This is a genomic window from Burkholderia sp. ZZQ-2, from assembly GCF_050768715.1.
In the GTDB taxonomy this organism is placed as follows: Bacteria; Pseudomonadota; Gammaproteobacteria; order Burkholderiales; family Burkholderiaceae; genus Burkholderia; species Burkholderia cepacia.
This window is the reverse complement of the sequence record NZ_LDVA01000320.1, coordinates 1-12,812: the sequence shown is the minus strand read 5'-3', so window position 1 is coordinate 12,812 and position 12,812 is coordinate 1. Positions and strand designations below refer to the sequence as shown.

Here is a 12,812-nt window from a genome sequence, read left to right as displayed (position 1 = left end):
GGCGAAGTGCTGATCGAGGTGAAGGCGACGGGCATCTGCCACACCGACTACTACACGCTGTCGGGCGCCGATCCGGAAGGGATCTTCCCGGCGATCCTCGGCCATGAAGGCGCGGGCGTCGTGGTCGACGTCGGCCCCGGCGTCGGCACCGTGAGGAAGGGCGACCACGTGATTCCGCTCTACACGCCCGAATGCCGCGAGTGCAAGTTCTGCCTGTCGCGCAAGACCAACCTGTGCCAGAAGATCCGCGCGACGCAGGGCAAGGGCCTGATGCCCGACGCGACGTCGCGCTTCTCGCTCGACGGCAAGCCGCTGTTCCACTACATGGGGACGTCGACGTTCTCGAACTACATCGTCGTGCCGGAAATCGCGGTCGCGAAGGTGCGCGAGGACGCGCCGTTCGACAAGATCTGCTACATCGGCTGCGGCGTGACGACGGGCGTCGGCGCGGTCGTGTACTCGGCGAAGGTCGAGGCCGGCGCGAACGTCGTCGTGTTCGGCCTCGGCGGGATCGGCCTGAACGTGATCCAGGGCGCGAAGATGGTCGGCGCGGACAAGATCATCGGCGTGGACATCAACCCGAAGCGCGTCGAGCTCGCGAAGAAGTTCGGGATGACGCACTTCATCAACCCGAACGAAGTCGAGAACGTGGTCGACCACATCGTGCAGCTGACCGACGGCGGCGCGGATTACTCGTTCGAATGCGTGGGCAACGTGAAGCTGATGCGCCAGGCGCTCGAGTGCACGCACAAGGGCTGGGGCCAGTCGTTCATCATCGGCGTGGCGGCAGCGGGCGAGGAAATCAGCACGCGTCCGTTCCAGCTGGTGACGGGCCGCGAGTGGAAGGGCTCGGCGTTCGGCGGCGCGCGCGGCCGCACCGACGTGCCGAAGATCGTCGACTGGTACATGGAAGGCAAGATCAACATCGACGACCTGATCACGCACACGCTGCCGCTCGAGCGGATCAACGAAGGCTTCGACCTGATGAAGGCCGGCGAGTCGATCCGTTCGGTCGTGCTGTACTGACCGGGAGCGCACCGCGATGCTCGAACTCGTTTCCTCGCATGCGTGCCACGGCGGCGAGCAGCGTTTCTACCGTCACGATTCGGCGGCCATCGGCCTGCCGATGAAATTCTCGGTGTACCTGCCGCCGCAGGCCGCGCACGGCCGCGTGCCGGCGCTGTTCTATCTCGCGGGGCTCACGTGCACCGACGAGACGTTCGCGATCAAGGCCGGCGCGCAGCAATACGCGGCGCAGCACGGCATCGCGCTCGTGATGCCGGACACGAGCCCGCGCGGCGCGGGCGTGCCGGGCGAGACCGACGCGTGGGACTTCGGCGTCGGCGCGGGCTTCTATGTCGACGCGACCGAAGCGCCGTGGTCCGCGCATTACCGGATGGAGTCGTACGTGACGGGCGAGCTGCGCGAACTCGTCACGGCCGAACTGCCGATCGACGGCGCGCGGCTCGGGATCTTCGGTCATTCGATGGGCGGGCACGGCGCGCTGACGCTTGCGCTGCGTCATCCCGGGCTGTACCGGTCGGTATCGGCGTTCGCGCCGATCGCCGCGCCGACACGCTGCCCGTGGGGCGAGAAGGCCTTCTCGGGCTACCTCGGCGCCGATCGCGATGCCTGGAAGGCACACGACGCGAGCGAACTCGTCGCGCGCGCCGATGCGCCGAAGTTCGCGGACGGCATCCTCGTCGATCAGGGCCTCGCGGATCAGTTCCTCGCGAACCAGCTCAACCCCGACGTGTTCGAGGCCGCGTGCGCGAAGGCCGGCCAGCCGCTGACGCTGCGCCGCCATCCGGGCTACGACCACGGGTACTACTTCATCTCGACGTTCATCTCCGATCACATCGCGCATCACGCGCGTGCCCTCGGTGCGTACCGAGGGTGAATACACATTCATCCGAAGATTCATTCTGGCGCGCTGCGCCGTACCATCACGTCACTCAAAGAGGACAATCATGGCAGTCTTTACGCACATCACTGTTGGCACGAACAATCTCGAGAATGCGCGCTCGTTCTACGATCGTGTGCTTGGAGAAATCGGCTTGAAGCGTGTCGCCGACCTCAACGACAGCGGCTCCATCTGGGGTCAGGAGTCTCCGTCTTTCTTCGTTCTGAAGCCGGCGAATGGCCAGGCAGCCACCGTCGGGAACGGTGTGACCGTCTCGTTTGAAGCACCCGATCGCAAGTCGATCGACGCATTCCACAAGAGCGCGCTTGCCGCCGGTGGAAAATGCGAAGGTCCTGCGGGACCGCGTGGCTGGGCACCAAACGCATACGCTGCTTATGTGCGCGATCTGGATGGCAACAAACTTGCTGTCTATTGCTTCAAGGCTGAATGACCTGGCGCCGTTGCCAGAAATGGGCCTTTGGCCTTGAGTTTTCCCGCCGCGCCAGTACTACTTCTATCGGATCGATCCGCCTGCGTTCGTCTCGCAATCGCAACGAAGGCAGGCGGAACCTTTCCCATCCGGGTAAAGGAATCCACCCCTTTCAGGTTTCTCGGTGATCGGCTGGCGGCACCTGAGCCGAAGCGTAAGCGGCATTTTTCGGCTTCGTTTTTTCGTCTGCGCTTCTGCAGGTGCTCGGGCTTATACCGAGCACCTTTTGAAAAGAGCGTCGCATCAGTTCGTAGCTCCCGAACCCGACGTGGCTCGCGATCGCCTTGGCAGGCAGGGACGTATCGCGAAGTAGCTGGCTCGCCATATCGATACGTGTCTTCTCCAGATAACGTCCAGGCGTCATGCCCATTTCCTCATGGAATACCCTCAAGAAGTTACGCTCGCTCATTGAGATGTATCTGGCCATCTCGGCAACGGAGAGCTTCCGTGTGATGTTTTCCAGAAGCCACTCTTGCAGGTGCCGAATTTCAATTCGGCTGGTCTGCTGAACTCGAAGGTGTACGCTCAACTGCGACTGTGTGCCCGAGCGCTTCAGATAGACCACGAGATCGCGGGCGACCAGATGGGCAAGTTCCGGACCGTGATCTTGCTCGACCATTGCGAGTGCCAGATCGATCCCGGCAGTGACGCCAGCTGATGTCCACAGCCAATCGTCGTTCAGGAAGATGCATTCCTCATCGATTGAAACGTCAGGATAGCGATCCTTCAGTTCATCTCGAACGCTCCAGTGTGTCGTGGCGCGATGTCCGTCGAGCAGACCGGCGGCGGCAAGGAAGAAGACGCCGGAACACAGTCCCGCGGTTCTTTGGAGCCGACTCGCCGCCGAGCCGAACCAATCAACGATTTCAGGGTTTTGCGTGACGGCGTCGTCGATGCTCCGCGTGCCTACGACGAACGCGGTATGCGGCACCGACAATGGAGAAAGCGATTTGGTCGGTGTGAGGGATGCGACCGAGTCGGATGCAATGGGGGCTACCTTGCTCGCAACAATCCGCACGTCGTAACCTGGCGGGCGGCCCAGCTCCGCAAGATGGATGTTCGCATAAGAGAACACGGACATCGGTCCGACCGCGTCCAGAAGCTTGAAACCTTCATAAATGATCAGGTCGATGGTGATGGCCGGATGAGTGAGCCGCTTCTTCATACGCTGTATTGACCACAATGAGTCTATTCACCTCCAAGAATGGAGGTGACGATGGAAAGCAATTCGGCGCGCAATGGCGGTGCGGTCGTGGCGTCGACGTACGTTCGTCTACCTGCCTCCCGGATCGCACCGACGAGCAGAATAGCGCACGCATCGGCGCGAGAATGCCCCCTCTTCCCCCGGAATTGCGGCGTGGCTCTCAGATCATCCGTGATCTCGGCGCGAACCCAACCGGATGACCTGCCGATCGCTGGCGCCAAAATCGGTGCCAGAGCTGGTTCGGCAACACTGTACAGCTTTCCCTTGCGCGGATCCGCGCAGATGGAGAAGTAAACGTCCGCGAACGCCATGATCTTCTCCGAAGGAGAAATTCCGCGATCCCGACGCGTGGTGCTATCTCGTTGAAACTCGGCACCGATCTGCTCGTAAGCCAGAAGAAGCAGTTGATCGCGGCCACCCGGAAAGTGGTTGTAAAACGTTCCTTTGGACAAGCCCGCCCGTCTGAGAACGTCGTCCAGCGCACACAATCCCTCGCCGCTTTCTGCAAGCTCCGTCGTTACTGCATCGACAAGATCGTCCCTGACTCGAAGCTTATTGCGCTCACGCAAGGTCAACGGCGTTTTCGAGGTTACTGCGAGGAGCGTGGATGCGGGTTCGGGCATTCGACTGTCTCACACGGCGGCTTGGGGGTTGAGGGCACTCGTCGGGCGACAACGCCGACCGTTCTATTGTGGGATGGAGTCGTTCACTTGGCAAGAAAACTTGTACACGGAGTCCAATTTATGGTTTTGGAGTATTGACTCGCGTTTTTTTGCTTTCTAACATGGATTCGTCACGGTGCGTGTTTACCTCAGGTCGATTTTTCACTCCTGGCAAGTGTTCAGGAGGAAGGCGATCTTTGCCGAACAGGGAAATGATCATGCGTAGCGAGAAGGCGGGCGCCGAACAATTTGCAAGGCAGACATTGAATTTCATGTCGAATCTGCTGGGTGTCGACTCGATTGCGTTTTATCACATCGACGACGAAACGCGAGAGTCTCGGTTCAGGTTGCTGAACGTGCCTGCGAGCTTCCTCAGCGATTACTTGAAGTATGCGGGGGATCTCGACCCACTTTCTCCTGTCCGGGCCCAATCCTTAGGAGGCGCTACCGCATTGCTGAGCAACGAACTTGGCGAAAGCGACGGCGACCGGGAGTACCACCGCTTCATGCGACTGCATGGATTCCGGGACACTATCGAACTATTCTTCCGGTGCAATGGACAAATGGTCGGAGGATTGAGTGTGCTTCTGAACGACTGCTCAGCCGTTCCAGATCGCAGGACTGAACTGCTGCAACGTTGTCGGATTGCACAGCCTTACATCGAGCACAATATCGCAAGCGGCCCCCAATCTTCGGCAATTCGCATCCGCGAGTGGCTGGCGAACGACCACGGCCTTTCAAAAAGAGAAGTAGCGGTTGCCGAACTGGTGGCGGCTGGTCGATGCAACAAGATGATTGGAGGGGATCTGTCGATCGCCGTCACGACCGTGAAAACACACTTGGTTCACATCTTCGACAAGGTCGGCGTCGATAGTCGTGCTGCGCTGATCGCAAAGATCAATGCCTTTTCGTCGTAACGAGCCGGCCTCGCCTCTAGCCGGCGTTCGCTTGTCGGTGTCGGGAAAGCAACTGCTCCAGCGTCGTTTCTAGCGGCGTTGGATGGAAAGGGTGGTGCGCGGCAAAGTTTATCAGTCGGACTACCCAATCCTCAGGTTCGGCGCCGATGTCCAGCACGTTCAAACAAGCGTAATCCTGCTCGATGCCGGCGAAATACGCGCCGCGATTTCCCGATAGCGCTCGGGAGATGATCGCGGTATTGACCCCGCCGTGTACCGCAAGGAGCGCCACTTTCCAGCTGTCGTCCAACCGCAATGCATCGATCTCGGAATCGACCCGTGCCGTGAAGTCGCGAAGCGTCTCGCCATTCATAAACGCCCAAGAATCCGGCACCAGTCGAACTCCCGCAAAGAATGCTCGATCCAGGCTGGTTTGAGACAAGGCACTGACATCGTTACCACGAATTTCGCCTAGTGTATCGAGGCTTTCCACGCAGGCCACGCCAAGACGATTACCGATGATCCGAGCCGTTTCGAGGGATCGGAGCAACTTGCTCGAGAGGATCCGGTCAACGACCACGTCGTTCTGTTCCAGAAATGCGGCTGTCTGCTCTACCTGTGCTCTTCCGAGGCTCGAAAGAGGCGGGTCCTGGTCCATTTGATCCCGTTGAGGGAAGTAGTTCACTTCTCCGTGGCGGACGAGGTAGATCCTTCGTCGACCGGACAAAACGGGCTCATGCTTCATTTGCTGCCCCCCGCAGTGGTGGAGATATTCGGAGCATCCGGACATACACGAAAAGACGGAAATTGCTGCCTGCGCGCGGTGCGCGCGGCAGCTGTGGCGTCAACGGGCCGCGGTCTGGAGCAGTGTCCCGAATTCGGATGAATCGATCCGTTTTTTCACCTTGTCAAGGCTGCGATTCAATTCACCCGCGTAATCGTAGTCAGCATTCTTGTCGCTTGCTCCTTGCGCGACCGTCCATAGACCAAGACTGCAGTAATCGGCGGCTAGTGCGAAGAGGCGCACGCGGGCCTGCCTGCCTGCATCGTTGGCGCCGAAGTAGTCTTCACACATCTGGCCGATTGAATCCGTGTCGAGCTCACCGTACGTCGCGATGAAACCGAGTTCGTAGCAGCGATCGCCATTCCCGGACAAATCGTAGTCGACGAGTCGTACGTCACCGGTCGTCGTCTCGAGAATGTTGGCACCGTAGAGGTCGTTGTGACATGGAACGAAGTCGGTGATCCGGAGGTCGAGAACCTTTTCGACGCGCGCCATCACTTTGCACAGTTCTTCATAACCGTCGGGAAGGTCCACGCCGCGTTGGCGCGCGCATGCAAACTGCGATCTGGCGTCCGAAAACGGACTGAAATCCCGTGCGAAGCGAGCGCCGCTGTCATGCAGGCGACGCGCGGCGCTCAGAAGGCGCCTGCGGCCCGCGCGATCCGAGGTGTCGAGAAGTTTGCCGGGAAGGAATTCGACCACCAGCGCGAGTGGTTCCGTGGTGATTTTCAATACCCGCGCACCAATACCCAACTCGCCGGCTAGGCGCGTGTTTTCCATCGCGACGCCGGACGGAGGAATCACGCCAAGTCCCTCCCAAGTCGTATTCCACAACTTGAGCATGCACTTGCGGTTGCCGTCGATGGCCACCAGGTTTTTGTGCGCACCACCGCCTGACATCCATTCGAACACGGGCCGGGATTCTGCCCAACCCGGTGTTCGACGGATGACATCTTCAGCGCGCTTGAGCAGATCAGCATCGAGGACGGTTTCGATGACACTCATTTCGTCACCTCGCTGTTTTTCAGATTGAACCGTGCTGTCGTGAAGGTGTCGAGGTCCGGACGTTCCGTGCCATCGACGAAATCGGCCAGTGCTTTGCCGACCACTGGCGCGTAACGAAATCCGCGGCCGGTACACCCCGCGCCGATAACGACATTCCTATGATCCGGATGTGCCCCGAGAAGCCAATGACCATCCTTGCTTTCGCTCCACATGCACACCGCGCCACCCACCGGTTCTGCATCGAGCTGCGGCAAGCGCTGACGGAGCACCTCGCGCACGCGCTCGACATCGTTTGCCTTGATATCTTGACTGATCGTATCGGGATCGATGATGTCCATTCGAGTGGCGACGCTGAACTTGTAGGTGCCGTCAGGTTCGGGACATCCGTAAGCCGGCATTCCGGGGTCACCCGGGGGAGCGGCAAAGAAGAGGGCGGGCAAAGCGACATGACCCGCCGGGACCTTGAAATTGACGAGTACTTGACGCTCTACGTCCACGGGAAGGTCAAGGTTCAGGATCCTGTTCGACCTCGCGCCTGCGGTGACGACGAGCTTGTCTGCTCGATAGGTGCCCTGAGCTGTGCGGACTTCCACGCCGCTGGCGTCGGCGTTCCACGTCAGAACGGGTTCGTCGAAGCGGAACTCGACACCGTGTTCGGAGGCCAATTTCTGCAAGGAGTGAATGGCAGGTTCGACCAGGATGATCGAGCCATTCGGTTCCCACACCGTCAACTCGCGCTCCCGTGTTTTCAGCCACGGGAAACGTGAAGAAGACTCGGCATTGGAAAGAACTTCGTATTCGAATTCGCTTTTCTGCAGGTTGGAAAGCGTCTTGTCGAACCACTCGGAACCGGGTTCGCCGATAAACGCCGAACCGGTTTTGACCAGAATGTCCTGACCGACCTTCTTCGAAACTTCGCCCCACATTTCCCAAGCGGCTTCGGTAAGCTTGATGTAGGCAGGGCCGGAACTGTTCGATTGCCGCGCGAGGCGCGTCGCACCGCCGTGCGAGCCAACCTTGTGAGGCGGACGAAATGCATCGATCGCCAGTACCCGATAGCCACGGGTGGCCAATTGCCAGCTTGCTGCGCTACCCCAGGTGCCGGCACCGAGAACGATCACATCGAAACTGCTCATCATAAATCCCGAAGAACATGGAGCTCGCGGACGTCTTTCGTCCGACGATTCTCGCCGTTAATGAACGGTCGTTGTCGGCTCAGCCGGCATCGACATCTGCAGCCCGGTCTTAACCGGACTTTCATTCATTTTTCGCAGCAGAAAATAAATTGTCGTCCTCCAAAGGTTGGAGACTCGACTAGGGTTTGTACGTGCTACTGGAACAAGATCGGAATCGACAACCCAGGTATCCGCGAGCCTTGCTCGCTCCATCGTCCTGTTCGGGAGCCTGTCGGTAGCCCTCGGTTCCAACAATATGGTTTGCAAGCTGCCAACAAATCAAACCTTCGATTGATTCGGAATCGAAGCCGTTGGTGAAGAATCTAGCCAGTTGATAGAGGGTGGCGCATCGCGGCGCATTGTCTGCCGAGACCGATTCATGGCCATAACCTCCGTGAAATTCTTCAGGAGCGGAAATTGAATACTCAGGATGATTCGGTGATGGACCTCTCGACCGCAGCGCCAGAGCAGCCTTTTGAAGGCCGCGAGCAGACGATCGCGGCGTCGACGCGCTACCTCGCGTCGGAGAGTGGCAGATTGCTGCGCGGTCTCGGCGCAGACTTGATCATTGGCGCGCGCGAGCGAGCGCAGTTCCAGGACGCTTTCAGCGGAAAATGGTACTGGAACATGCACTGCAACGGTGGAGTGTTCAACATGGGCCACCGCAACGAGCGGTTACTCCAGGCACTCCGCGGTGCGCTCGACACGTTGGACATTGGCAACCATCGATTCACTTCCGGCATCCGGGCGCAAGCTGCGCAGAAACTGACCAGGTCGACCGGCGGCGTGCACGCCGGCGTGGTGTTCAATGCGTCCGGCGGGGAAGCGAATGACCTCGCCATTCGGCTCGCACGCGGCGTTACGGGGCGGCAGAAAGTGATCAGCATCGTGGGCGGCTATCACGGTCACACGGGTATCGCCATCTCGACCACGGACCCGGAATTCTCCGCTCCTTTCGGTGGACCGCTTCCAGGCTTCGTCCAGGTTCCGTGGAACAACCTGTCCGCGATGGAAGTGGCGATCGACGACGACACGGCTGCAGTCATCATGGAAACCCAGCCCTCGTCATGTGGCTTCCTTCTCCCGACAGACGGATATCTGCAGGCTGTGGAGAAGCTATGTCGCGATAGAGGCGCGATGTTGCTCATCGACGAGGTGCAGACCGGTATGGGCCGGACCGGACATGTCTGGTCGTGGCAGTACCATGGCATTGAACCGGACATTTTCGTGAGCGGAAAGGGCCTGTCTGGCGGCGTCTACCCCATGGCGGCAACGATGATGAAGCAACCGATCTTCGATCATCTTCATCGGTTTCCCTACGGACAGGTCTGCACGTACGGCGGGAACGAAATCGGCAGCGCCGTGCTGTGCGAACTCCTCGACATGGTCGATAACCCGACGTTCCTCAGACACGTGCGCTCGTTGAGTCAGCAATTCCACGAAGGCTTTGCCGATGCCGCGTTCGACTACTGGACGATCGGCTTGAGCGGCGGGATAGGTCGAAATACGCCTGACTGGGCACTGACCGCCATGCCCAAGCTGTACGAAGCCGGAGTATGGGCAGTGTTCTCGTCGTTCAACAAGAGCGCGTTGCAATGCAAGCCCGTCATGATCATGACGGCGGAAGAGGCGGACCGACTCATCGGCGTGGTGAAAGCCGCGCTTCACTAGTCTGAATTTCAACCAGTGCACGGAAGCGATCGGTAGACCTGCGTCATCTATCGCCTACGTTCGGTACGGACATTGAGAGCCTGGGGCACCAAGAGAGGGGGCAACGCATGAAAATCCATCTGAATGTCGTCAACGGCATGTTGGTCGAGGCTGCGGAGACCATTGAATCGCTCAACCCGGCGACTTCCGAGCCCATTGGTCGGGTTCCCATTTCGACGAAAGCGGAAGTCGATGCGGCAATTGCCGCTGCCCGGGCTGCGCAACCTGCGTGGATGTCACTTTCGGACGACGCTCGAAGGGCTGCGCTGCAGCGAGTAGCCGACGTTCTCGAAGAGAACGCCGAGTATCTCGCCACGTGGATTACCCGCGAGCAAGGAAAGCCCTTGGGCGGAGTGGGTCCGGATCAGATCCCCGGTTCGCGATTCGAGATGTGGGGCTGCGAGGTATGGACCCGTGTGCCTGCGAGCTTGGACCTGGCTCCTGAGGTCGTGTTCGAGGACGAGACTCGACGCGACGTCATGCACCGCCAGCCATATGGGGTGGTGGCCGCCATTGCGCCATGGAACTGGCCTCTGCTGATTGCGATCTGGCAGATTATTCCCGCGCTGCGCATGGGTAACACAGTCGTGCTCAAGCCATCTGAGTTGACCAGTATCTGCACGCTCGAGATGGTTCGTTTGATCGCGGAAGTGCTTCCGCCGGGCGTGCTGAACACGGTGAGCGGAGACGGCAGGGTCGGCGGATTGCTGACTTCGCATCCTGACGTAGACAAAATTCTATTCACGGGGTCGACCGCCACCGGTGCTCGCATTTCGGCGGTCGCAGCCGAAACCGTCACACCTACGACGATGGAGTTGGGCGGCAACGACGCCGCTATTGTTTTGGCAGATGCGAACCCCAAAGATATTGCGCAAGGCTTGTTCTGGGGGGCCTTCCTCAACATGGGCCAAACGTGCGCATGCATTAAGCGACTCTACGTCCCCGAACAACTTCACGATGAACTCGTTTCGGAGCTCAAGGCAATCGCTGAAATGCTTCCGATGGGTGATGGGCTCGCGGCGGGCGTCGCGATGGGTCCCATTCAAAACCGCGCGCAATACGACAAAGTATTGGCGCTTGTGGAAGCTGCGCGCGCCGAAGGTGGAACTGTGGTGTGCGGGGGCATAGCCCCATCAGGTACCGGTAACTTCTATCCGATTACGCTTGTGACCGGTCTAAAGGATGGTGCCCGTCTGGTGGATGAAGAGCAATTCGGTCCGGTTCTCCCTATCATCAAGTACGGCGAATTGGCGGACGCCGTCAATAGCGCGAATCGTCTCGAGGTGGGGCTTGGTGCCTCGGTGTGGTCGTCGGACCTTGATCGCGCAGCGGAAGTTGCGTTGAAGATTCAGGCCGGAACCGTTTGGATCAATCAGCATGGTGCGATTCATCCAATGGTCCCTTTCGGCGGAATCAAGAGGTCGGGCTGGGGCGTAGAGTTTGGACTTGACGGCATGAAGTCCATGACCCAACCACACGTTATCAGTATCAAAAAGTGACGCAGTCGATTGCTGAGCCCGCTCCATTTTCACTACTGTTTTGAAATCCTGCAAAAACCGCTCCTTTCGCCGGACGACGTGCAGGACGGTCTGGCCGCTGCACTGCATACGCGCTTCACCGAACGCATCGCGGGCGCCCGGCAGGCCGATGAACTGCCGGCTACGGCCGGCCGCGCGTCGCGCGCTGACCGACGGCCGCACCGCGACCGTGCGCGCCGCGCAAACGGGCGTGGCCGACCTCGTGTTGGTCGATCTCGCGCGCGATTACGCGCAGGCCGGGCTCGTCGCGCTGACGCGCGCGCTGCAGTGCAGCGACGCAGCCTATGCGGATGCGGTCGGCCTGTTCCAGCAAGCGGGTTTTCGCGTCGTCGGCGTCGCGGACGTGCCGGGCATGGTCGCGATGCGCACCGTCGCGATGCTCGCGAACGAAGCGGCCGACACCGTGAACCAGGGCGTGTGCTCGCCCGCCGATCTCGATCTCGCGATGGAGAAGGGCGTGAACTACCCGTGCGGCCCGCTCGCGTGGGCCGATGCGATCGGCGTCGGCCGCGTGTTTCGCGTGCTGTTGTAGGCGTTCATTATTAGCGCTAGCCGTGTTCAGAAACGTTGCTAGCGGAAATTCTCAAAGAAGCCTTGGCGAACAGGGGCTTTTTGAAGTTTTCTGGCGGCGGCTTGGTTGTTGCGCTTCTGCAACAGAAACTTGGCCAATGTTCACTAACGTTGCTAGCACGTTGCATGTGTTCTTTAATACTGCTGGCGCACGTGTCGCGTGGATTGATAGGGATCCATATGGCTTCGATCGACGAGCGGGCCGCTCGAGCAGCGAAGATCGCGTCCGTGCTTCGACCGCTTGGCAACGGCGTGCTTTCCCGACAGCAGGCTGAACGAGCAGCACAGCTATTAGGCGTTCACTGCACCACCGTATATCGCCTGCGTCGACGTTTCCTCGCAGATCCGGTCGCCAGCACATTAGAGCCAAGGCAGCCGGGTAGGGCGACCGGGGGCAGACTGGACGCCGCCGTCGAATGCGTCATCGACGAGGCCGTGCACGAATGGCTCCCTGATCAGCGACACCTTGCGCATCCTGCAACTGATCTTGTACTTGAGGTGAAACGTCGCTGCAGCGTTGCAGGTCTATCGCCTCCAAGCAGGTCAACAATAGCTCGACGGTGGCTCTCCTATCGCGAGCAGGATGCTTTGGCACGAGCTGCCCTCCCGAACGCTGCAGTTGCCCCTGGCACATTCCAGGTCCGACATCCGTTAGATATCGTGCAGGTTGATCACACGCAAGCGGACATCCTGCTCGTTAGCGAACTGGACGGACAGATTATCGGTCGACCGTGGCTGTCTGTGGCTCTCGACGTTGCTACGAGATGTGTGCTTGGCTTTTATGTCGCAATGGAGAGGCCGGGGGCTGCGACGGTAAGCTTGCTCCTCTCGCGCGTAGTTCTGCGGAAAGAGCCGTGGCTCGAAAGACTAGGCGT

11 protein-coding genes and 1 pseudogene are annotated in these 12,812 nt (G+C 59.7%); 7 read left to right on the top strand and 5 right to left on the bottom strand.

All coding sequences use genetic code 11. The features are described from left to right. The 3 genes from ABY44_RS29430 to ABY44_RS29420 all read left to right on the top strand — a co-directional run. A partial coding sequence (locus tag ABY44_RS29430) for an S-(hydroxymethyl)glutathione dehydrogenase/class III alcohol dehydrogenase (protein WP_301763661.1) occupies positions 1-1,026 on the top strand: 1,026 nt, incomplete at its 5' end. A gap of 16 nt (positions 1,027-1,042) precedes the next feature. Beyond that, positions 1,043-1,900, top strand: coding sequence for an S-formylglutathione hydrolase (fghA, locus tag ABY44_RS29425; RefSeq protein ID WP_034178685.1), 858 nt, complete (start codon positions 1,043-1,045; stop codon positions 1,898-1,900). Positions 1,901-1,970: 70 nt separating this feature from the next. Then, positions 1,971-2,354 (top strand): VOC family protein, encoded by a 384-nt coding sequence (locus ABY44_RS29420; RefSeq protein WP_080287976.1) that lies wholly within the window; start codon positions 1,971-1,973, stop codon positions 2,352-2,354. A gap of 151 nt (positions 2,355-2,505) precedes the next feature. Here the strand turns inward: ABY44_RS29420 and ABY44_RS29415 are convergent, their stop codons facing one another. Both ABY44_RS29415 and ABY44_RS29410 read right to left on the bottom strand, forming a co-directional pair. Beyond that, entirely contained in the window at positions 2,506-3,558 is a 1,053-nt protein-coding gene (locus tag ABY44_RS29415) for a GlxA family transcriptional regulator (RefSeq protein WP_063835047.1), read from the bottom strand. Between the two features lie 23 nt (positions 3,559-3,581). After that, positions 3,582-4,220, bottom strand: coding sequence for a TetR/AcrR family transcriptional regulator (locus ABY44_RS29410; RefSeq protein ID WP_081938334.1), 639 nt, complete (start codon positions 4,218-4,220; stop codon positions 3,582-3,584). Positions 4,221-4,471: 251 nt separating this feature from the next. Between ABY44_RS29410 and ABY44_RS29405 the strand changes: the two genes are divergently transcribed. Beyond that, on the top strand, positions 4,472-5,176 hold the full coding sequence (locus ABY44_RS29405) for a helix-turn-helix transcriptional regulator (protein WP_034178686.1): 705 nt from the start codon (positions 4,472-4,474) through the stop codon (positions 5,174-5,176). A 16-nt stretch (positions 5,177-5,192) separates the two neighbouring features. Here the strand turns inward: ABY44_RS29405 and ABY44_RS29400 are convergent, their stop codons facing one another. The 3 genes from ABY44_RS29400 to solA all read right to left on the bottom strand — a co-directional run bounded on the left by ABY44_RS29400 (position 5,193) and on the right by solA (position 8,080). Further along, entirely contained in the window at positions 5,193-5,900 is a 708-nt protein-coding gene (locus ABY44_RS29400) for a histidine phosphatase family protein (RefSeq protein WP_265183300.1), read from the bottom strand. A gap of 99 nt (positions 5,901-5,999) precedes the next feature. Then, a complete protein-coding gene (locus tag ABY44_RS29395) occupies positions 6,000-6,944 on the bottom strand; it encodes a phosphotransferase family protein (protein WP_051983593.1) in 945 nt (314 codons plus the stop codon). Continuing rightward, entirely contained in the window at positions 6,941-8,080 is a 1,140-nt protein-coding gene (gene solA / locus ABY44_RS29390; protein ID WP_051983594.1) for an N-methyl-L-tryptophan oxidase, read from the bottom strand. Before solA ends, ABY44_RS29395 begins: the two co-directional genes overlap by 4 nt. Positions 8,081-8,536: 456 nt before the next feature. On the opposite strand from solA, the gene ABY44_RS29385 reads away from it, so the two are divergent. The 3 genes and pseudogenes from ABY44_RS29385 to ABY44_RS29375 form a co-directional block, all read left to right on the top strand. Further along, a complete protein-coding gene (locus ABY44_RS29385; protein WP_152603866.1) occupies positions 8,537-9,790 on the top strand; it encodes an aminotransferase class III-fold pyridoxal phosphate-dependent enzyme in 1,254 nt (417 codons plus the stop codon). A gap of 107 nt (positions 9,791-9,897) precedes the next feature. Further along, the gene (locus ABY44_RS29380) at positions 9,898-11,328 is read left to right on the top strand and encodes an aldehyde dehydrogenase family protein (protein ID WP_034178688.1); all 1,431 of its coding nucleotides are present in this window, start codon (positions 9,898-9,900) and stop codon (positions 11,326-11,328) included. Positions 11,329-11,409: 81 nt separating this feature from the next. Further along, a pseudogene (locus tag ABY44_RS29375) lies at positions 11,410-11,893 on the top strand (3-hydroxyacyl-CoA dehydrogenase family protein); the annotation flags it as partial. Positions 11,894-12,812: the final 919 nt, after the last annotated feature.